The 22,196-nt window shown below is 52.4% G+C and carries 19 protein-coding genes; 12 read left to right on the top strand and 7 right to left on the bottom strand.

What is annotated here, in order from left to right:
• Positions 1–206: 206 nt before the first annotated feature.
• The 3 genes from ilvN to leuO all read right to left on the bottom strand — a co-directional run bounded on the left by ilvN (position 207) and on the right by leuO (position 3,692).
• The gene (gene ilvN / locus OGX95_RS20225) at positions 207–698 is read right to left on the bottom strand and encodes an acetolactate synthase small subunit (RefSeq protein ID WP_286630744.1); all 492 of its coding nucleotides are present in this window, start codon (positions 696–698) and stop codon (positions 207–209) included.
• A 2-nt stretch (positions 699–700) separates the two neighbouring features.
• Positions 701–2,425 (bottom strand): acetolactate synthase 3 large subunit, encoded by a 1,725-nt coding sequence (gene ilvI / locus OGX95_RS20220; RefSeq protein ID WP_286630743.1) that lies wholly within the window; start codon positions 2,423–2,425, stop codon positions 701–703.
• A gap of 319 nt (positions 2,426–2,744) precedes the next feature.
• Positions 2,745–3,692 carry a transcriptional regulator LeuO gene (gene leuO / locus OGX95_RS20215; RefSeq protein ID WP_286630742.1) on the bottom strand — a complete coding sequence of 316 codons (948 nt, stop codon included), beginning with the start codon at positions 3,690–3,692 and terminating at the stop codon, positions 2,745–2,747.
• Positions 3,693–4,344: 652 nt separating this feature from the next.
• On the opposite strand from leuO, the gene leuL reads away from it, so the two are divergent.
• From leuL to leuD, 5 genes are all read left to right on the top strand, one after another.
• Entirely contained in the window at positions 4,345–4,431 is an 87-nt protein-coding gene (gene leuL / locus OGX95_RS22960; protein WP_075551415.1) for a leu operon leader peptide, read from the top strand.
• A gap of 89 nt (positions 4,432–4,520) precedes the next feature.
• Positions 4,521–6,092 (top strand): 2-isopropylmalate synthase, encoded by a 1,572-nt coding sequence (leuA, locus tag OGX95_RS20210; RefSeq protein WP_271440490.1) that lies wholly within the window; start codon positions 4,521–4,523, stop codon positions 6,090–6,092.
• The gene (gene leuB / locus OGX95_RS20205; protein WP_271440489.1) at positions 6,092–7,183 is read left to right on the top strand and encodes a 3-isopropylmalate dehydrogenase; all 1,092 of its coding nucleotides are present in this window, start codon (positions 6,092–6,094) and stop codon (positions 7,181–7,183) included. The genes leuA and leuB overlap by 1 nt, the downstream gene beginning before the upstream one ends.
• A 2-nt stretch (positions 7,184–7,185) precedes the next feature.
• Positions 7,186–8,586, top strand: a complete 1,401-nt coding sequence (gene leuC / locus OGX95_RS20200) for a 3-isopropylmalate dehydratase large subunit (RefSeq protein ID WP_286630741.1) — start codon at positions 7,186–7,188, stop codon at positions 8,584–8,586.
• A gap of 10 nt (positions 8,587–8,596) precedes the next feature.
• Positions 8,597–9,202 (top strand): 3-isopropylmalate dehydratase small subunit, encoded by a 606-nt coding sequence (leuD, locus tag OGX95_RS20195; protein WP_286630740.1) that lies wholly within the window; start codon positions 8,597–8,599, stop codon positions 9,200–9,202.
• Positions 9,203–9,292: 90 nt separating this feature from the next.
• Here leuD and OGX95_RS20190 read toward each other — a convergent pair whose 3' ends face one another.
• Positions 9,293–10,471, bottom strand: coding sequence for a sugar efflux transporter (locus tag OGX95_RS20190; RefSeq protein ID WP_286630739.1), 1,179 nt, complete (start codon positions 10,469–10,471; stop codon positions 9,293–9,295).
• 175 nt (positions 10,472–10,646) lie between these two features.
• Positions 10,647–10,769, bottom strand: a complete 123-nt coding sequence (gene sgrT / locus OGX95_RS20185) for a glucose uptake inhibitor SgrT (protein WP_005124538.1) — start codon at positions 10,767–10,769, stop codon at positions 10,647–10,649.
• A 99-nt stretch (positions 10,770–10,868) separates the two neighbouring features.
• On the opposite strand from sgrT, the gene sgrR reads away from it, so the two are divergent.
• The 4 genes from sgrR to thiQ all read left to right on the top strand — a co-directional run bounded on the left by sgrR (position 10,869) and on the right by thiQ (position 16,066).
• Positions 10,869–12,524, top strand: coding sequence for an HTH-type transcriptional regulator SgrR (gene sgrR, locus OGX95_RS20180; protein WP_286630738.1), 1,656 nt, complete (start codon positions 10,869–10,871; stop codon positions 12,522–12,524).
• Positions 12,525–12,811: 287 nt separating this feature from the next.
• Positions 12,812–13,795, top strand: a complete 984-nt coding sequence (gene thiB / locus OGX95_RS20175; protein ID WP_286630737.1) for a thiamine ABC transporter substrate binding subunit — start codon at positions 12,812–12,814, stop codon at positions 13,793–13,795.
• Entirely contained in the window at positions 13,771–15,381 is a 1,611-nt protein-coding gene (gene thiP / locus OGX95_RS20170; protein WP_286630736.1) for a thiamine/thiamine pyrophosphate ABC transporter permease ThiP, read from the top strand. The genes thiB and thiP overlap by 25 nt, the downstream gene beginning before the upstream one ends.
• The gene (gene thiQ / locus OGX95_RS20165) at positions 15,365–16,066 is read left to right on the top strand and encodes a thiamine ABC transporter ATP-binding protein ThiQ (RefSeq protein WP_286630735.1); all 702 of its coding nucleotides are present in this window, start codon (positions 15,365–15,367) and stop codon (positions 16,064–16,066) included. The genes thiP and thiQ overlap by 17 nt, the downstream gene beginning before the upstream one ends.
• Positions 16,067–16,122: 56 nt before the next feature.
• On the opposite strand, the gene OGX95_RS20160 is transcribed toward thiQ, so the two are convergent.
• Positions 16,123–16,890, bottom strand: a complete 768-nt coding sequence (locus OGX95_RS20160) for a DedA family protein (RefSeq protein WP_286630734.1) — start codon at positions 16,888–16,890, stop codon at positions 16,123–16,125.
• Between the two features lie 119 nt (positions 16,891–17,009).
• Positions 17,010–17,855: an arabinose operon transcriptional regulator AraC gene (gene araC, locus OGX95_RS20155; protein WP_286630733.1), complete on the bottom strand. Its 846-nt coding sequence runs from the start codon at positions 17,853–17,855 to the stop codon at positions 17,010–17,012.
• A gap of 339 nt (positions 17,856–18,194) precedes the next feature.
• Between araC and araB the strand changes: the two genes are divergently transcribed.
• The 3 genes from araB to araD are packed head-to-tail and all read left to right on the top strand — an operon-like array spanning position 18,195 to position 22,165.
• Positions 18,195–19,904: a ribulokinase gene (gene araB / locus OGX95_RS20150; protein ID WP_286630732.1), complete on the top strand. Its 1,710-nt coding sequence runs from the start codon at positions 18,195–18,197 to the stop codon at positions 19,902–19,904.
• A gap of 10 nt (positions 19,905–19,914) precedes the next feature.
• Positions 19,915–21,417, top strand: a complete 1,503-nt coding sequence (gene araA / locus OGX95_RS20145) for an L-arabinose isomerase (RefSeq protein WP_286630731.1) — start codon at positions 19,915–19,917, stop codon at positions 21,415–21,417.
• A 52-nt stretch (positions 21,418–21,469) separates the two neighbouring features.
• Positions 21,470–22,165, top strand: coding sequence for an L-ribulose-5-phosphate 4-epimerase (araD, locus tag OGX95_RS20140; protein ID WP_286630730.1), 696 nt, complete (start codon positions 21,470–21,472; stop codon positions 22,163–22,165).
• Positions 22,166–22,196: the final 31 nt, after the last annotated feature.

Here is a 22,196-nt window from a genome sequence, read left to right as displayed (position 1 = left end):
ATGGGTTAAATTTATTAACATCTAAGCGCAGAATAATGACTGCGGCAACCGCTTTTGTCTCTGGTTACTGCTGATTTCGCAAAAAAAAGCAACCGATAGCCAATGCATCTCGCGTAGGCCGGATAAGCGTAAGCGCCATCCGGCAAGGTATAATTGCCTGATGGCGACGCTAGCGCGCCTTATCAGGTCTACGTTCTCCCTGCACGTTAACGCATGATTTTATCGCCTCGGGAGAGTCCCACCACACCGGAACGGGCCACTTCTACAATCCTGGCGACTTCACGCAGTGTTGCCAGGAAGGCGTCCAGTTTGTCACTGGTTCCCACCAACTGCACCGTGTAAATAGACGGCGTGACATCGATAATCTGTCCACGGAAAATTTCCGTGTTTCGTTTCACCTCTTCCCGGCCATAACCACTGGCCTGAATCTTCACCAGCATGATCTCTCGTTCAACGTGAGCGCCCTGCCCTAACTCACTCACCCGCAGGACATCCACCAGCTTGTGCAGTTGCTTTTCAATTTGCTCGAGGACCTTTTCATCACCCACGGTCTGAATCGTCATCCGCGATAATGTCGGATCGTCAGTCGGCGCGACGGTCAGGCTTTCAATGTTGTAACCGCGCTGGGCGAAGAGGCCTATCACGCGCGATAATGCCCCAGACTCGTTTTCCAGTAATACTGATAATATCCGGCGCATAATCAGGTCCTCTCCGTTTTGCTTAACCACATCTCATCCATACCACCACCTCGAATTTGCATCGGGTAGACATGCTCACTGCCATCGACGGTGACATCAACAAATACCAGCCGGTGGTTGCGCACATGTTCCAGTGCTTCACCCAGTTTGCTTTCCAGCTCATCCGGATGATTTATCTGGATACCAATATGCCCATATGCCTCAGCAAGACGGACAAAATCGGGTAGCGACTGCATATAAGACTGCGAATGACGCCCGGAATAGATCATGTCCTGCCACTGTTTCACCATACCGAGATAGCGGTTGTTAAGGTTGAGTACCAGCACCGGCAGCTCATATTGCAGCGCCGTCGACAGTTCCTGGATATTCATCTGAATACTGCCATCACCGGTAACGCAGACTACCGTTTCATTCGGCAGTGCCATCTTCACCCCTAACGCGGCAGGTAAACCGAATCCCATGGTGCCAAGGCCGCCTGAGTTAATCCAACGACGAGGTTTATCAAACGGATAGTAAAGTGCAGCAAACATCTGATGCTGGCCCACATCCGAAGTGACATACGCATCGCCTTTCGTCAGGCGCCAGATGGTTTCAATGACAGCCTGCGGTTTAATACTCTCACTCTGGGTGTCATATTTCAGGCACTGCCGGGCGCGCCAGTGCTCAATCTGTTGCCACCAGTCACGGTTATCATCCAGCGGTTGCTGTGATTTTTCCTGCGGCAGTAGCTCCAACATTTGCTCAAGCACCAGCCGAGCATCGCCTACGATTGGAATATCCGCAGTAACGGTTTTCGAAATAGAGGTGGGGTCGATATCGATATGTAACACGGTCGCATTCGGGCAATACTTCGCCAGATTATTGGTTGTACGATCGTCAAAGCGAACGCCGACCGCAAATATCACATCCGAATGATGCATCGTCATATTCGCTTCATAAGTACCGTGCATGCCCAACATGCCCAGCGCCTGACGATGCGTTGCCGGAAATACGCCTAATCCCATCAACGAGGAAACGACAGGCAGGTTCAGGGCTTGTACAATCTGGCCCAGTTGCTCGTGGCAGGCCGCATTCACTGCACCGCCACCAACATAAACCACCGGTTTTTTAGCCGCCACCAGCGTTTGCAGCGCCCGTTTTATCTGTCCCTTGTGCCCTGTCGTCGTCGGATTATACGAACGCATACTTACTGATTCAGGCCAGCTATAAGGCAATTTCTTCGCAGGATTCAGGATATCTTTCGGCAAATCCACAACCACAGGGCCGGGGCGACCGCTTGCGGCCAGCCAAAAGGCTTTCTTCAGCACCTGAGGTATATCTTCCGTTTGCTTGACCAGAAAGCTGTGCTTCACCACCGGACGGGATATCCCCACCATATCGCACTCCTGAAAGGCATCGTAGCCAATCAGAGAGGTAGCCACCTGCCCGGAGAGGATCACCAGCGGGATGGAGTCCATGTACGCCGTTGCGATACCAGTGATCGCATTGGTTGCTCCCGGCCCTGAGGTGACCAACACAACGCCCACTTCCCCCGTGGCACGTGCCAGGCCATCGGCCATATGGACCGCGGCTTGCTCATGGCGGACCAGCACATGATCAATACCACCGACCGTATGCAAAGCATCATAAATATCGAGGACTGCGCCCCCGGGATACCCGAATACCTGCTTCACACCCTGATCGATGAGCGATCGGACGACCATCTCGGCTCCAGACAACATCTCCATGGCTTGCCTCCACTCTTATAATGAATAACGGTTTAACAACACATTAACCGCTGACGATAAGGCATGGCAATTGACACCGAAGTGGTGGTGTAACAGCGGATAAGAATAAAACGGAAGAAAGAACCGAATAAACGGAGAATTAAACCAGTATAAGCAAATGAAATGACAAATAATCGCTTAAAAATGAGCACTTGCAGCGATTACTCTATTTTTTCACCCTCACAGGCAAAAACTAAAAGCAGATTTCAGCATAAAATTTCAAATAAAAACAAAAAAGCAGAATAAATCAGATACATTATCGGATTTACTCTGCCATAGGTCACTGCTTACAGATGGAGACTAACAGCTCTTCCATCCATTGATGTCCTTTATCCCGACCAGCGGCTTCATGCCAGGAAAGATAACAAGTCCGGCTATTCAATTTTAAAGGTAGAGGTAATATTTGCAGTTCTAAAGCCTCGGAGAACTCTTCAGCTAACCAGCGTGGCGCAATAGAAACCAAATGAGTTTGAGATACAATATTCAGTACGCTGATTAATGCCATTCCCTGATAAGCAACGCAGGCTTGTTTATCCTGAGTGTCATACCAGGGTTGACTGAATGACGCAAAGCGATCGAGAGAAACTACCGCATGCTGTTCATTATAGACATCACTCTCCAGTAATGGACCGCTAATGCGCGGGTGTTTGTTACTTACGACTAACACCATCTCATCGTTGAATAACGGAGTGCTGGTGAATTCAGGACGACGGAATTCTTCATAACTAATAACGAATTCTGTTTCCTGATACCGTAATTGATGTTCTGTATTTTGGTTGAGCGATGATTTAAATACGACATGAATATTAGGCGCAACTTGCTCAACGCGATTGTAAATCAAAGACGTGAGGATATTATCCAATGGGCTACAGACGCAGAGATTAAATACACGTGAGCTGCTGGCGGGTTCAAAACCGGACCCTGGCAGTTCATTTTGCACCAATTGCAGCGCCTGACGAACAGAGCCAAATAGCTGAAAAGCCCGTGCTGTTGGCTGGATGCCTCGGCCATAGCGCACAAAGAGCTCATCATTAAACATAACCTTCAGACGCGCGACTGCGTTGCTGACTGCAGGCTGCGACATCCCCAGAGAATGCGCTGCGCGAGTAATATTCTGTTCTTGCATCACCGCGTCAAAAACGGTTAATAAATTAAGGTCAACCATGCGTAGCTGCGGCTTCCCCATCTCTAAAAGATTAGGTTTATCTATTATTTTTATTTCTGGCATATTTAACTCCACTGTCACTCTAAAATCCCTTTTCCCAGACGGAGCTCAGAAATAACCTCCGTTAATATGATTTACCATGCATATAAAATAAGAAAAAGGGAAAACATTAAAATTAGGAAAACATAAAGGCACTAGCCTGAATGAACAAAAACCAATGCGAGCGCAGTGTGGCAGAGGTCACTGCACGATGACTCATACGTTTAAATGTCGAAAACAATATAACCATAACCATGACGAATACACAATCATGCGTATGGTGAATATATATTTAAGATTTAATTAAATGTTTATATTATTAACACCGCAATGCTTAACATTTATTTATCAATCATGTTTCCCACCTCACTTCACATTCATTCAAAGTTAGTATAAAAACCGATAAATCATAAAGATAAAAAATCCATCCACAAATTGACTCTTCAACATACCGTGACAATAGCTGAAAACAAATATGCTCAAATATGTCAAACCGTGAAAAGTATGTAATCCACACGCTGATTTATTTTATACAACCATAAAAATTCAGCACAATTCGCTCAAAGTTCAGGAGATATTTTTCACCGAATGGGGGCGTTTTTAGGGGATGGGGTTGACATCGTTCTTCATATCCAGTACCACTAAAAGCATATCGCATTCGCCTGGAGCTTGATTGATGACTTACATTGCTCGTTTTAACGGTCTACTACTACTAAACGCATTCTCATTGCGCGGTAGACTGGTGGACGACATTCAGCATTAAGTCAGCTCCAGTTAAGACAAAAACCCGCGCCATTGCGCGGGTTTTTTTATGCTCGAAGCAAGGCGCCCTAAACACCAAGGACCCAAACCATGAGCCAGCAAGTCATTATTTTCGATACCACCTTACGCGATGGTGAACAGGCGTTACAGGCAAGCCTGAGTGTGAAAGAAAAACTGCAGATAGCTCTGGCCCTCGAGCGTATGGGCGTTGACGTGATGGAGGTGGGTTTCCCTGTTTCTTCACCGGGTGACTTTGAATCAGTACAGACCATTGCCCGTCAGGTTAAAAACAGCCGTGTTTGCGCATTAGCTCGCTGTGTGGAAAAAGATATCGATGTGGCAGCAGAATCCCTGAAAGTGGCTGAAGCGTTCCGCATTCACACATTCATTGCCACGTCACCGATGCACATCGCGACAAAATTGCGCAGTACGCTGGATGAGGTGATTGAACGCGCCGTCTACATGGTTAAGCGAGCACGTAACTATACGGATGACGTGGAGTTCTCCTGTGAAGACGCAGGCCGTACCCCGATCGCCGATCTGGCTCGCGTGGTAGAAGCGGCCATTAACGCCGGTGCCAGAACCATCAACATTCCCGATACCGTCGGTTACACCATGCCTTTCGAATTTGGCGCAATCATTTCAGGTCTGTATGAGCGGGTGCCAAACATCGATAAAGCCATTATTTCTGTACACACCCATGACGATTTAGGCCTGGGCGTCGGTAACGCACTGGCGGCTGTTCATGCGGGTGCTCGTCAGGTTGAAGGTGCGATGAACGGTATCGGCGAACGCGCGGGCAACTGTTCACTGGAAGAAGTGATCATGGCGATCAAGGTCCGTAAAGATATCCTGAACGTGCAAACCCGTATTAATCATCAGGAAATCTGGCGTACCAGCCAGTTAGTCAGCCAAATCTGCAACATGCCGATTCCTGCCAACAAAGCGATTGTGGGTAGTGGTGCCTTTGCTCACTCCTCCGGTATCCATCAGGACGGCGTACTGAAAAACCGTGAAAACTACGAAATCATGACGCCTGAATCCATCGGTTTGAACCAGGTACAGTTGAACCTGACCTCCCGTTCAGGACGCGCTGCGGTGAAACATCGTATGGATGAGATGGGCTACAAAGAAAGCGAATACAGCCTGGACAATCTGTATGACGCGTTCCTGAAGCTGGCAGATAAAAAAGGTCAAGTGTTCGACTACGACCTGGAAGCGCTGGCCTTTATTAACAAACAGCAGGAAGAACCAGAACACTTCCGTCTGGACTATTTCAGTGTGCAGTCTGGTTCTAATGATATTGCCACCGCCTCCGTCAAGTTAGCCTGTGGCGAAGAAGTCAAAGCCGAAGCGGCTAACGGTAACGGCCCGGTCGATGCCATTTATCAGGCCATTAACCGCGTGACGGAATATAACGTCGAACTCGTCAAATATAGCCTGACCGCTAAAGGCCACGGTAAAGATGCGCTGGGTCAGGTGGATATCGTCGCCAACTATAACGGTCGCCGCTTCCACGGCGTCGGTCTGGCAACAGATATCGTCGAGTCTTCCGCCAAAGCGATGGTACATGTGCTGAACAACATCTGGCGCGCTGAAGAAGTCGAAAAAGAATTGCAACGCAAAGCTCAGAACAACGAAAACAACAAGGAAACCGTGTGATGTCGAAGAATTATCATATTGCTGTTTTGCCGGGTGACGGTATTGGTCCGGAAGTGATGGCGCAAGCATTGAAAGTACTGGACGCAATTCGCAACCGTTTTGGCATGCGCATTACCACCAGCCACTATGACGTAGGCGGAGCCGCTATCGATAACCACGGTCAGCCGCTGCCACCGGCAACGGTTGAAGGCTGTGAGCAAGCCGATGCCATTCTGTTTGGCTCAGTTGGCGGCCCGAAATGGGAACATCTGCCGCCTAACCAGCAACCCGAGCGTGGTGCACTGCTGCCGTTGCGTAAGCACTTTAAATTATTCAGTAACCTGCGTCCGGCTAAGTTGTACCAGGGGCTGGAAGCCTTTTGCCCGCTGCGCGCCGACATTGCAGCTAACGGTTTCGACATCCTGTGCGTACGTGAACTGACGGGTGGGATCTATTTCGGTCAACCTAAAGGCCGCGAAGGCAGCGGGCAACATGAAAAAGCCTTTGATACTGAGGTTTATCACCGTTTCGAGATCGAGCGTATTGCCCGTATCGCGTTTGAGTCTGCGCGCCAGCGTCGTCGTAAAGTCACGTCGATTGATAAAGCCAACGTGCTGCAAACATCCATTTTGTGGCGTGAAATCGTCAATGAAATCGCCAACGAATACCCGGATGTTGAACTGGCGCATATGTATATCGACAACGCGACAATGCAATTAATCAAAGACCCGTCTCAGTTCGACGTACTGCTGTGTTCAAACCTGTTTGGTGACATTCTGTCTGATGAGTGCGCCATGATCACTGGCTCAATGGGTATGTTACCGTCTGCCAGCCTGAATGAGCAGGGCTTTGGCCTGTACGAACCGGCTGGCGGTTCTGCACCCGATATCGCAGGGAAGAATATTGCAAACCCGATCGCCCAAATTCTGTCGCTGGCCCTGCTGTTGCGTTACAGCCTGGATGCCAATGATGCGGCAACCGCAATTGAGAGCGCCATCAACCGCGCATTAGAAGAAGGTATTCGCACCGGTGACTTAGCCCGTGGCGCTGCCGCAGTCAGTACCGATGAGATGGGCGATATCATCGCTCGCTACGTCGCTGAAGGGGTGTAATCATGGCTAAGACGTTATACGAAAAATTGTTTAATGCGCACGTCGTCTTTGAGGCGCAAAATGAAACCCCACTGTTATATATCGACAGACATCTGGTGCATGAGGTGACCTCTCCGCAGGCATTTGATGGTTTGCGTGCGCATGGCCGCCAGGTTCGCCAGCCGGGTAAAACCTTTGCCACGATGGACCACAACGTTTCGACGCAAACTAAAGACATTAACGCCTCAGGCGAAATGGCGCGTATTCAGATGCAGGAGCTGATCAAAAACTGCAATGAATTTGGCGTGGAACTGTACGATCTGAACCACCCATATCAAGGCATCGTCCACGTGATGGGGCCAGAACAAGGCGTAACGTTACCGGGCATGACCATCGTCTGCGGTGACTCGCATACCGCCACCCACGGCGCGTTCGGTGCACTGGCGTTTGGAATCGGGACCTCCGAGGTAGAGCACGTCCTGGCCACTCAGACCCTGAAACAGGGGCGCGCGAAGACCATGAAGATCGAAGTTAATGGTAAAGCCGCTCCGGGCATCACCGCCAAAGATATCGTGCTGGCCATTATCGGTAAAACCGGTAGCGCAGGCGGCACCGGACATGTCGTTGAGTTTTGCGGCGAAGCCATTCGCGCACTGAGCATGGAAGGCCGTATGACGCTGTGCAACATGGCCATTGAAATGGGTGCCAAAGCGGGCCTGGTCGCACCGGATGAAACCACGTTCAACTATGTGCAGGGCCGTTTGCACGCCCCGAAAGGTGACGACTTTGCCAATGCGGTTGCGTACTGGAAAACGCTGAAAACCGACGATGGCGCAACGTTTGATACCATTGTCACCTTGCAGGCAGAAGAGATCGCGCCGCAGGTGACATGGGGAACGAACCCTGGTCAGGTCATCTCAGTGAACGATAATATCCCCGACCCGGCATCATTTACCGATCCCGTGGAACGCGCTTCAGCAGAAAAAGCGCTGGCTTATATGGGGCTGGAACCCGGTATTCCATTAACCGAAGTCGCTATCGATAAAGTCTTCATCGGCTCCTGCACCAACTCACGTATTGAAGATTTACGCGCCGCGGCAGAAATTGCCAAAGGCCGTAAAGTCGCCCCGGGCGTTCAGGCACTGGTTGTTCCAGGTTCTGGTCCGGTAAAAGCGCAAGCGGAAGCAGAAGGTCTGGATAAGATTTTCATTGAAGCCGGTTTTGAATGGCGCTTACCAGGCTGTTCCATGTGTCTGGCCATGAACAACGATCGTCTGAATCCGGGTGAGCGCTGTGCTTCGACCAGCAATCGTAATTTTGAGGGCCGTCAGGGCCGCGGTGGACGCACACACTTAGTCAGCCCGGCAATGGCCGCCGCTGCCGCCGTTACCGGCCATTTTGCCGACATTCGCAGCATCAAATAAGGAAACTACCATGGCAGAGAAATTTACCCAGCATACCGGCCTGGTTGTCCCATTGGATGCCGCCAACGTCGATACCGATGCCATTATTCCCAAACAGTTTTTGCAGAAAGTAACACGCACCGGGTTTGGCGCTCATCTGTTTAACGACTGGCGTTTCCTGGACGAAAAGGGGCAACAGCCTAATCCGGCGTTCGTGCTGAACTTCCCGGAATATAAAGGTGCGTCAATTCTGCTGGCGCGGGAAAACTTTGGCTGCGGCTCTTCACGTGAGCATGCGCCCTGGGCGCTGACCGATTATGGTTTCAAAGTGGTCATTGCGCCGAGCTTCGCCGACATCTTCTACGGCAACAGCTTCAACAACCAGCTGCTGCCGGTGAAATTAAGCGATGAAGAAGTCGATGAGCTGTTCAAACTGGTACAGGCAAATCCGGGCATCCGTTTTGAGGTTGATCTGGAAGCGCAGGAGGTGAAAGCCGGAGACAAAGCGTATCCATTCGAAATTGACGCTTTCCGTCGCCACTGCATGCTGAATGGTCTCGACAGCATCGGACTGACGCTGCAACACGAAGCGGCGATTACCGAGTACGAACACAAGCAACCTGCATTTATGCGCTAGCGCTTGTTGTACCGGATGCGCTGCGCTTTTTCGTCCTACAGGTATGGATTATGTGTAGGCCGGATAAGCGCAGCGCATTCGGCAACATCATTAAACGTCTTTCACCCGCCCGGTCATCACCAGCGTAACCACAGAAATCGCCGCGATTACCCAGTAAACGGCAAAATGTCCGTAGCTTTGCGCCACTGCTCCCTGAATCACCCCCGCCAGAATGACCCCCGTTGAAATACTGTTGGTAAATAATGTGGTGGCAGAACCCGCGCGTCCCGGCATCAGATCCTGAAACCACAGCATCCCTATCCCAGCGATAATACCGATGAATACGGCGTTAAATAGCTGCAAAATAAGCAACGCCATATGGCTGTGAAAGAAAATAAGACCAAGGTAAAACAGCACCCCCGCTGCCACGGCGGTAATCATCATTCGCCGTTTACCAAAACGCTTCACAGAGTAACCGGCCAGAATCATCGCCGGTATTTCCAGCCCGGCAGCCGTCCCCATCAGGATCCCTGCAAGCTTGTCGGGTAAACCCAGTTCAAGGCTTATCCACAGCGGCATATCGATGATGTACATCGTGTTGCAGGTCCACATCAACGTGGAGGCAATAAACAGCATGCGTACATTTTTATCCTGCCAGCCCCCCGCTTGTTCAGGCGGTAGATCAACAGGTTGATCCACCCGGGGAACAGAGGGCAGGATCAGCGCAATCAGCACGAGGCTAATCGCGAAAATACCAGCCGCAATAGAGAACATCACCGTGAAACCGTAATTCAGTGCCAGCATGAATGCCAGCGGTGGCCCAATAACCCAGGCCAACGAAAGCTGTGCGCGCATCACTGAGCTAAACATCACCACTTCGCGCGCGGAGTTATCCGCATATTCCCGCGCCAGCGCAAACAACTGCGGCATCGCAGTATTGGCCAGCGAGGCCAGCAGCACACCACAGGTAATCAACGTGAGATAATGACGATTAAAGGCAAAAAGCAGCGCGTTACCAACAGCCATCAGACAGCAGAACATGATCAGCTTTCGTCGATCGCCCTGGCTATCGGAACGTTTTGCAAGCCCGAGGCTGACCACGATCCCGGCAATCGCATTGACGGTATAAAACAACCCTACCCAGAATGGCTGCGCCCCGACCTCACGGCTCAGAAACAGACTCAGCGTGGGTGCCTGTAACGCGCCCGCCACGCCCATCATAAAAGCAACCAACATAAATGCCGCGTAAACGCCATTGAGGCGCCGTCCCATGGTCATAATCCAGAGCATTTTTATCCCTATTGGCTGGGCTGATACGAAAAAAGCCAGCAGAAAAAATCTGCTGGCGGGTGAATAGAGGCTGTATCCTGCCATTATACCTGGCATCGACGCTGGGTAGAATGGCAGGACACAGCCTGCACCAATACTCAGTCACACATGATGTCTGCAATTCTCAATTCAGAGGTCAGGCTGTCACCTCCCACTGCATCAGTTCTTCGAGCATCTTTAAGCGCTGCGGTGCGCTCAGGCAAGCCAACCAGGACGATTTCTCTGTCGCGGTAAAGTACTTCATATAGAACTGACGCATAGATGACCCCTTCGTTGTCTCATCGCTTCATCGGAATCTATTATTGGCTTAATATAGGGATAATAAAATTGCTGAGTTTTGTGCAGGAGTTCCCCTTTTATGTCTTCTGGTCGTTTGCAACAACAGTTTATCCGTCTGTGGCAATGCTGTGACGGCAAAACGCAAGACACTACGCTGAACGAGCTGGCGGAGTTGCTTAGCTGCTCTCGCCGTCATATGCGAACCCTGCTCAATACCATGCAGGAACGTGGCTGGTTAACATGGGAAGCGGAGGTCGGCCGGGGTAAACGCTCACGCCTGACATTCCTCTATACCGGGTTGGCGCTCCAGCAACAGCGAGCGGAGGACCTGCTGGAACAGGATCGCATCGATCAGTTGGTACAACTGGTCGGTGACAAAACCGCCGTGCGACAGATGCTGGTTTCCCACCTCGGCCGTAGCTTTCGCCAGGGGCGGCACATCATGCGCGTCCTGTATTATCGACCGATGCGCAACCTGCTACCTGGAACAGCATTACGCCGTTCCGAAACCCATATCGCCCGGCAAATCTTTAGCGCCTTAATTCGTGTAAATGAGGAAAATGGGGAACTGGAAGCTGACATCGCGCATCACTGGCAGCAGATTTCACCTTTGCACTGGCGATTCTTTCTACGCCCGGGGATCCATTTTCACCACGGCCGCGAGCTGGAAATGGACGATGTGATCGCCTCACTAACCCGCATTAATACGTTGCCGCTGTACTCGCACATTACGCATATCGTCTCCCCCACGGCCTGGACGCTGGATATTCATCTTGCGCAAGCGGATCGCTGGCTTCCCTGGTTACTGGGGCAAGTGCCCGCCATGATCCTGCCGCGAGAATGGGAAACGCTGAGTAATTTTTCCAGCCATCCCATCGGTACTGGCCCGTATGCGGTAATGCGCAACACCAGTAACCAGCTGAAAATTCACGCGTTCGATGACTATTTTGGCTACCGGGCGCTGATCGACGAAGTGAATGTTTGGGTATTACCTGACATTGGTGAAGAACCCGGAGGCGGGTTAACGCTCCAGGGCCCAACAGAAGATGAAAAGGCAATCGAGAGCCGGCTGGAAGAAGGATGCTACTACCTGCTGTTTGATGCACGTACTGCGCGTGGCGCCAGGCAGGATGTCCGAGAGTGGGTAAGCCGCGTGCTCTCTCCGACAAATTTGATCTACCACGCTGACGAGCAGTATCAACGACACTGGTTCCCTGCTTACGGATTGCTGCCCCGCTGGCATCACGCCAGGCCTGGTCATGGTGAAAAGCCCGCCGGGCTGGAAACCCTGACGCTCACCTACTATCGCGATCATATTGAGCATCGGGTCATCGCGCAGATTATGCAGACGTTACTGGCAGCGCATGAGGTACAGTTAACCATTCAGGAGATCGACTACGATCAATGGCATGCGGGTGATGTCAGCAGTGATATCTGGCTGAACAGTGCTAACTTCACCTTGCCGTTGGACTTCTCACTGTTCGCCCATTTATGTGAAGTCCCGCTGCTGCAAAACTGTATCTCGCGAGACTGGGAAAACGATGCCACCCGCTGGCGAACCGGTGAAATGAGTCTGGCTGCGTGGTGCCAACAGCTACTCGCTACTAAAGCCATTGTGCCATTGATCCACCACTGGCTGATCATTCAGGGACAGCGCAGTATGCGCGGGTTGCGCATGAATACCCTCGGCTGGTTTGATTTTAAATCGGCCTGGTTTGCGCCGCCGGATCCTTAATTGCTGCCGGGCAACAAAATCATTACACTAACGCCGTTCTCAACGGGGTGCCAGAAAACAAATATACGCTAAATCATTCATGATGCATCAAGGCGGCAAGTGAGTGAGTTTCCAGGAGCATAGATAACTATGTGACTGGGGCGAGCAAGCGCAGCCAACACAGAGGCAGCGTGAATGATGAAGTGTATGGGCTGAGAGATACCCGTCGAACCTGATCCGGATAATGCCGGCGAAGGGATTTGAGGCTGCAACTCAAGTCCTTTGCCACCCAACTCTTGAGGTGCAAAGTGTTAAAAAAATGTCTTCCCCTGCTGTTATTGTGCGCAGCGCCTGCCTTCGCTAAACCCGTTCTGACTGTCTATACCTATGATTCATTCGCCGCCGACTGGGGCCCTGGCCCAACCATCAAAAAAGCCTTTGAAGCCGACTGCAACTGCGAACTGAAACTGGTCGCGCTGGAGGATGGCGTATCGCTGCTGAACCGCCTGCGTATGGAAGGAAAAAACAGCAAAGCTGACGTCGTACTGGGGCTGGACAACAACCTTCTGGCAGCCGCTACGCAAACCGGGCTGTTCGCTAAAAGCAACGTGCCGGAGAGTGCAGTCAGTGTGCCAGGTGGCTGGAAAAACGACACCTTTGTCCCGTTTGATTACGGTTATTTCGCCTTCGTTTATGATAAAAACAAGCTGAAAAATCCGCCGAAAAGCCTGAAGGAACTGGTGGAGAGCGACCAGAAATGGCGCGTAATCTACCAGGATCCGCGTACCAGCACGCCGGGTCTGGGGCTGTTGCTGTGGATGCAAAAAGTTTATGGCGATAAAGCGCCGGAGGCGTGGCAGAAACTGGCAGCCAAAACCGTCACCGTCACTAAAGGCTGGAGTGAAGCCTACGGCCTGTTCCTGAAGGGTGAAAGCGACCTGGTGTTGAGCTACACCACCTCTCCGGCCTATCACATCATCGAAGAGAAAAAGGGTAACTACGCCGCCGCTAACTTTAGCGAAGGTCACTATCTGCAGGTGGAAGTTGCCGCACGTACCGCAGCCAGCAAGCAACCGGAGCTGGCGGAAAAATTCCTGAAATTTATGGTATCTCCGGCATTCCAGAATGCGATCCCAACGGGCAACTGGATGTATCCGGTGACGCAGGTCACCCTGCCGCCAGGATTTGAGCAACTGGAAAAACCGGTCAACGCACTGGAATTTACCCCGCAGCAAGTTGCTGCCCAGCGTCAGGCATGGATTAGCGAATGGCAACGCGCCGTCAGCCGTTAATTCCCGGCTGGCTGATCCCAGGGCTTTCAGCTGCCACATTGATGGTGGCTGTCGCGCTGGCCGCATTTCTGGCACTGTGGTTTAACGCACCGCAGGGAGAATGGTTATCGCTCTGGCAGGACAGCTACCTGTGGCACGTGGTGCGCTTTTCTTTCTGGCAGGCATTTTTATCCGCAGCGTTGTCCGTTATCCCGGCGATTTTCCTCGCCAGAGCGCTCTATCGCCGGCGCTTTCCCGGACGTCTGGCCCTGTTGCGCCTGTGTGCGATGACGCTGATCTTGCCGGTGCTGGTCGCCGTATTCGGCATCCTTAGCGTATATGGTCGTCAGGGCTGGCTGGCCTCGCTCTGGCACACATTCGGGCTGGAGTGGACGTTTTCGCCATACGGCTTACAGGGTATTCTGCTGGCGCATGTCTTTTTCAACCTGCCGATGGCCAGTCGTTTACTGCTGCAATCGCTGGAGAACATCCCCGGCGAGCAACGCCAGCTCGCGGCGCAGTTAGGGATGCGCAGCTGGCATTTCTTCCGTTTTGTTGAATGGCCGTGGCTGCGTCGTCAGATCCTTCCCGTAGCAGCACTTATCTTTATGCTGTGTTTCGCCAGCTTCGCCACCGTGCTGTCGCTCGGCGGCGGACCGCAGGCAACCACTATCGAGCTGGCTATCTATCAGGCACTGAGCTTTGATTACGATCCCGCGCGGGCGGCTATGCTGGCCCTGATCCAAATGATTTGTTGTTTAGTGCTGGTACTAATCAGCCAACGGTTGAGTCGCGCAATCGCACCCGGTACTACTCTGGTACAAGGCTGGCGCGATCCCGACGATCGTCTACACAGCCGACTGGCTGACTTAATGTTGATTGCTCTCGCTCTGTTGCTGTTGCTTCCACCGTTGCTGGCGGTGATTGTCGATGGTTTAAACCGCAATGTACTGGATGTGCTTACGCAGCCAGTGCTGTGGCAAGCACTGGGGACGTCACTGCGCATCGCGCTGGCGGCAGGCATATTGTGCGTTATTCTGACTATGATGCTGCTGTGGAGTAGCCGCGAACTGCGTGCCCGGCAGCAGGTATTGGCAGGTCAGGCACTGGAACTGAGCGGCATGATGATACTCGCCATGCCGGGTATCGTACTGGCCACCGGGTTCTTTTTACTGCTCAATAACAGCATTGGATTGCCGGAATCGGCTGACGCCATCGTGATTTTCACCAATGCGCTGATGGCGATCCCTTACGCACTGAAGGTGCTGGAAAACCCGATGCGCGATGTGACCGCACGCTACAGTATGTTGTGTCAGTCTTTGGGTATTGAAGGATGGTCACGGCTGAAAGTGGTTGAACTACGGGCCCTGAAGCGCCCGCTGGCGCAGGCGATGGCCTTTGCCTGTGTCCTGTCGATTGGTGATTTTGGCGTAGTCGCCCTATTCGGCAATGAAGATTTCCGCACCCTGCCGTTTTATCTGTATCAGCAGATTGGATCTTACCGCAGCCAGGATGGCGCTGTTACTGCGTTATTGCTGCTGATCCTGTGCTTTACGCTGTTTACCGTTATTGAAAAATTGCCGGGACGAAATGTTAAAACTGATTGATATTACATGGCTTTATCACCACTTACCCATGCGTTTCACATTATCGGTAGCGCGCGGTGAGCAAGTCGCGGTGCTCGGGCCAAGCGGTGCCGGGAAAAGCACGCTATTGAATCTGATTGCCGGATTTCTGACGCCTGCCAGCGGCACAATGATGATTGAAGGCGAAGATCACACCGTCACACCGCCCTCTCGTCGTCCTGTTTCCATGCTGTTTCAGGAAAACAACCTGTTCAACCATCTGAACGTGCAGCAAAACATCGGCCTGGGTTTGAATCCGGGATTAAGACTGAACGCGTCTCAGCATGAAAAACTACAGCACATCGCCCAACAAATGGGTCTTGATAACCTGCTGGGCAGACTCCCCGGCGAGCTTTCCGGCGGCCAAAGGCAACGTGTAGCGCTGGCACGTTGTCTGGTTCGCGAACAACCCGTTTTACTGCTTGATGAGCCGTTTTCTGCACTCGACCCGGCATTGCGCCAGGAGATGCTATCGCTGGTTGCCGAGGTCTGTCGTGACAAACAACTGACGATGCTGATGGTCTCCCATAGCGTTGAAGATGCGGCACGCATTGCGCCACGCTCAATTGTGGTCGCCGATGGGCGCATTGCATGGCAAGGAAATACGGAGGCGTTATTGAGTGGGCAAGCCAGCGCTTCGGCACTATTGGGCATCAAAACCGGATAATCGATTTGATATTGTGTAAGCCGGATAAGCGTCAGCGCCATCCGGCAGTCCACCTCTTAGTAACCCACCACTTTGCGCAAAATATCGAGATACACCGGCATCAGTGGATGACGTAATAACGCTACCAGCGCGACTACGCCAACCCCAAGCGTCAGCGGCGCCAGATACAGCAGGCGGCCACGCGGTAAATATGCGGTTAAACGATCGACAGCGGCTTTGCCACTGCGCCACAGTCGCCAACACAGCCAGCCACCAACCCACAGCAGCAATGCAGTCGCCAGCAACAGCCATTTGAAATCTCCGCTCTGCATATCGGAAGGAATATCGATTGCCGCGCCCGCCAAAATACCCGGCAGGAAATAGAACGGTGGCCACAGCACACAGCCAATGATATTGGGGAGGATGAATTTGGCGACGGGCAGATCCAGCATTCCCGCAACCATCGGTACCAGTGGACGCGTCGGGCCAACAAAACGCCCCACCAAAATAGTAAACATGCTGTGCTGGTGTAGCGCGTGTTCGGTCTTGTCCAGCAACGCCTTGTTCTTTTTCATGAAGGACCAACGGTGCAACGGCTTTTTAAAACGCCAGCCCAGCCAGAAAGAGATCCAGTCCCCCAACAAGCAACCGACGATGCCCGCAAGCCAGGCATGCCAGAAATTCAGTTCACCACTGCCAATTAAGGCACCCAACCCCGCCATCATCACGGTGCCAGGTAGAATCAGGCCAACCAGCGCCAGAGACTCTAAAAAAGCCACCAGAAGCACAGCTATCAAAGAGTACATGGCGGACTGGAGAATAAAGTGTTCCAGCAATGCTTGCATAATGTGTCCGTCAGATTTACGAAGCAGGGATTCTGCTAACCCTTCTCAACTTCGTCAAGCCATCAATTGTCTGAATAGATTGCGAGTTATGACAACTTTCAGGACACATCATTCACTTTTTATTCACATCCAGCGCGAAACTCGCTCGGACTGGCACCGGTGCATTTTTTGAATACGCGGGAGAAATAGAGTTGGTCGTCAAAGCCAACATTACGACCCACCGTAGCAATAGGCATACGTGTGGTACTCAGCAGTAACTTGGCCTGGCTGATACGCTGATCCTCGCGCCAGCTTAATACGCTGATACCCAACTGCTGACGGAACAGATGCGACAGCCGGGACGGTGACAGGCAGACATGCTGCGCAACGCTGGCAATGTCAAAATTACTGTCCGCCAGATGATCGCTGATGTACTGGCAGGCATCGCGCACGCGGTTATCCATCGGGGGATGCAGCGATTCGTTAATCGCTTCCATACGCCTGAGCAATAATTGCTCCAGCAGGTTAATCGCCAGCAGTTCGGAATAGCGCCCTTCCCCCTGTCCGGCATGAATGATCTGTCCAAACAGTTCATTAAAATGCGGCTGGTGCGTTTCATCCGGGCGGAAAAAACCGGTCTGGGCAAAGATTGCCGGCCAGGCCAGCCACTCCTGCCAGTAGGCTCGCGGTCGGAAGTAAACCCACTGGTGATACCATTCACTGGCATCGGGATGGCGTCCGTAGTGGTGAATTTCGCCGGGTGGAAACAACAAAATATCGCCAGGTCGACAGACAAACTGCTTACCCTGATTATTGATGATCCCTTCACCCCGGATGGTGAGGTTCAGGATATAACCTTTCATGCCCAACGGCCTGTCGATAAAAAAATCCAGATACCCGTTCGCCTCAATGGGGGTTAAACCCGCCACCAAATGCGCATTAAACGAATACCCAGGTAGCAGGGGATCGTTTTGCGGTTCAGCCATAATTTCAATACTCCCTCTGTTCTGATAAGAAACAATTTGTCCATATTGTGTGAGACTTCATCGCCGCCGTCCCTGCACGTCGCTATGACGTCAGCAATAGACCATCAACCCCGCTTGTGAAAAGCACTTTGTTAAAAACCTGTACGATGCCAGCGACAAAAACGGCTAACAAAAGTGTCTATAACTACGGCAGAAATGTCCACATTGAATATTTGCACGGCGTCACACTTTCTGATGTCACAGCATTTTAGTCCATAAGATTAGCGGATCCTGCCTGACGGTTTTTATCCCCACTATCTACTGTTTATCCATACCCGTATTTTTGGATGGAGTAAGACGATGGCGATTGCAATTGGCCTCGATTTTGGTAGTGATTCAGTACGTGCTTTAGCGGTGGAATGTGCCACCGGCGCAGAAATCGCCACCAGCGTAGAGTGGTACCCGCGTTGGCAGGAAGGGCAATATTGCGACGGCCCAAACAATCAGTTTCGCCATCACCCACGTGACTACATCGAATCCATGGAAGCGGCACTGAAAACCGTGCTGGCCGAACTGAGCACAGAACAACGTGCGGAAGTGGTCGGGATTGGCGTCGACAGCACCGGTTCGACTCCGGCACCTATTGATGCCGACGGCAACGTGCTGGCGTTGCGTCCAGAGTTCGCTGACAACCCGAACGCAATGTTTGTTCTGTGGAAAGATCACACCGCAGTCGAAGAAGCTGAAGAAATTACCCGCTTGTGCCACACACCGGGCAAAGTCGATTACTCCCGCTATATCGGGGGTATTTATTCCAGCGAATGGTTTTGGGCAAAAATCCTGCACATTACCCGGCAGGACAGCGCTGTCGCACAGGAAGCGGTCTCGTGGATTGAGCTGTGCGACTGGATTCCAGCCCTGCTATCAAATACCGTACGCCCGCAGGATATTTACCGTGGACGCTGCAGCGCCGGACACAAATCCCTGTGGCATGAAAGCTGGGGGGGCCTGCCGCCAGCCAGTTTCTTTGATGAGCTCGATCCCGTCATCAACCGCCATTTGCCATACCCGATGTTTACCGACACCGTCACCGCCGATCTGCCGGTTGGCACGTTATGCGCTGAGTGGGCACAGCGTCTGGGTCTGCCAGAAAGTGTCGTCATTTCAGGTGGTGCATTTGACTGCCATATGGGGGCCGTAGGCGCTGGCGCGCAGCCCAATACGCTGGTAAAAGTCATCGGCACCTCTACCTGCGACATTCTGATTGCCGACAAACAAAGCGTGGGCGAACGCGCGGTGAAAGGGATTTGCGGTCAGGTTGATGGCAGCGTCGTCCCACACTTTATCGGCCTGGAAGCGGGCCAGTCTGCTTTCGGCGATATCTATGCCTGGTTTAGCCGTGTCCTGAGCTGGCCGCTGGATCAGCTTGCGGCACAACATCCTGAACTGAAAACCCAGATTAAAGCCAGCCAAAAACAACTGCTGCCTGCGCTGACTGAAGCGTGGGCAAAAAACCCGTCGCTGGATCATTTGCCCGTAGTGCTTGACTGGTTCAACGGCCGCCGTACGCCAAACGCGAACCAGCGTCTGAAAGGGGTTATCACCGACCTGAACCTTGCGACCGATGCTCCGGCCCTGTTTGGTGGTCTGATTGCCGCCACGGCGTTTGGCGCACGCGCCATCATGGAATGCTTTACCGAACAAGGCATTGCGGTCAACAACGTCATGGCATTAGGCGGTATCGCACGCAAAAACCCGGTCATCATGCAGACCTGCTGTGACGTGCTGAACCGTCCGCTACAAATCGTTGCTTCAGACCAGTGCTGCGCACTCGGTGCCGCGATCTTCGCCGCCGTTGCCGCGAAGGTCCACGCAGATATTCCAGCCGCCCAACAAAAAATGGCGAGCGCCGTAGAAAAGACGATGCAACCTCGTCCAGAACAGGCTCAACGTTTTGAACAGCTTTACCGTCGCTACCAGCAGTGGGCAGTAAGCGCTGAACAACAATACCTTCCGACTGCCATGCCGGCGCAAAAAACACCGGCAAACCAGGCAACCCTGACACATTAAGGACACGACAATGACGATTTTTGATAACTATGAAGTGTGGTTTGTGATTGGTAGCCAGCATCTGTATGGCCCTGAAACACTGCGTCAGGTAACCCAACATGCCGAGCACGTCGTTAACGCACTGAATACTGAAGCAAAACTGCCCTGCAAACTGGTTCTAAAACCGCTGGGTACCTCGCCTGACGAAATCACCGCTATTTGTCGTGACGCCAACTATGACGATCGCTGCGCAGGGATGGTCGTCTGGCTGCATACCTTCTCTCCGGCAAAAATGTGGATCAATGGCCTGACGATCCTCAATAAACCACTGATGCAGTTCCACACCCAGTTTAACGCCGCCCTGCCGTGGGACAGCATTGATATGGACTTTATGAACCTGAACCAGACTGCGCACGGCGGCCGCGAGTTCGGTTTCATCGGCGCGCGTATGCGTCAACAGCATGCCGTGGTCACCGGTCACTGGCAGGATAAACAGGCACACGAACGTATCGGTTCCTGGATGCGCCAGGCCGTCTCCAAACAGGACACCCGTCACCTGAAAGTCTGCCGTTTTGGCGACAATATGCGTGAAGTTGCGGTTACTGACGGCGATAAAGTGGCGGCACAAATCAAATTCGGCTTTTCAGTAAATACCTGGGCCGTGGGTGATCTGGTACAGGTGGTGAACGCAATCAGCGACGGCGAAATCAACGCGCTGATCGACGAGTACGAAAGCACCTACACCATGACAGCGGCCACGCAAATCCACGGTGACAAACGTCAAAACGTACTGGAAGCTGCCCGTATTGAACTCGGCATGAAGCGTTTCCTGGAACAGGGCGGATTCCACGCCTTTACGACAACATTCGAAGATTTGCACGGCCTGAAACAACTACCTGGTCTGGCCGTACAGCGTCTGATGCAGCAGGGCTACGGCTTTGCGGGCGAAGGCGACTGGAAAACAGCCGCTCTGCTTCGCATCATGAAGGTGATGTCAACCGGTCTGCAGGGCGGCACCTCATTTATGGAGGATTACACCTATCACTTCGAGAAGGGCAACGATCTGGTGCTCGGTTCGCACATGCTGGAAGTGTGCCCGTCTATCGCAGTGGAAGAGAAACCGATCCTCGACGTACAACACCTCGGCATTGGTGGTAAAGACGATCCGGCCCGCCTGATCTTTAATACCAAAACAGGCCCTGCTGTTGTTGCCAGCCTGATCGATCTCGGCGATCGCTATCGTCTGCTGGTTAACTGCATCGACACCGTACCAACCCCACATGATCTACCGAAACTGCCGGTGGCAAACGCACTGTGGAAAGCCCAGCCGGATCTGCCAACCGCATCTGAAGCCTGGATCCTCGCCGGCGGCGCACATCACACCGTCTTTAGCCACGCGCTGGATCTGAACGATATGCGTCAGTTTGCTGAAATGCACGATATCGAGATCGCAGTGATCGATAACGACACCCGCCTGCCGGCCTTTAAGGACGCGCTGCGCTGGAACGACGTGTATTACGGTTTTAAACGCTAAGCGCTTTTGTCTGGTGACGGTGTTCACGCCGCCACCAGACAGGGAGAAAAATATGCTAGAAGATCTTAAACGTCAGGTACTGGAAGCCAATCTGGCGTTGCCTAAGCACAATCTGGTCACCCTGACCTGGGGCAACGTTAGCGCTGTCGATCGCGAGCATGGCGTATTTGTCATTAAACCATCCGGTGTCGATTACAGCCTAATGACTGCCGACGATATGGTCGTTGTCAGTATCGCAACAGGCGAAGTGGTGGAAGGCCAGAAAAAACCCTCTTCTGATACACCAACGCACCGTCTGCTGTACCAGGCATTCCCGACTATCGGCGGCATTGTTCATACCCATTCCCGTCACGCAACTATCTGGGCGCAGGCGGGCCAGTCAATCCCGGCCACGGGCACAACGCATGCGGACTATTTCTATGGCACCATCCCCTGCACGCGTAAAATGACCGACGTCGAGATTAACGGCGAATATGAATGGGAAACCGGGAATGTGATCGTCGAAACCTTTGAGAAAAAAGGGATTGATGCCGCACAGATGCCTGGCGTATTAGTGCATTCTCACGGTCCATTTGCGTGGGGAAAAAATGCCGAGGATGCAGTACATAACGCGATTGTGCTGGAGGAAGTGGCCTATATGGGCATCTTCTGCCGCCAGCTTGCGCCACAATTGCCGGATATGCAGCAAACTCTGCTGGATAAACATTACCTGCGTAAGCACGGCGCTAAAGCCTATTACGGGCAGTAGCTGTACCAGTCATAACAACTGTATAAAACCA

Source organism: Citrobacter sp. Cu233, from assembly GCF_030332225.1.
GTDB lineage: Bacteria > Pseudomonadota > Gammaproteobacteria > Enterobacterales > Enterobacteriaceae > Citrobacter.
Note: the sequence above shows the minus strand (reverse complement) of the source record. Positions and strands in the feature narration are given on the sequence as shown.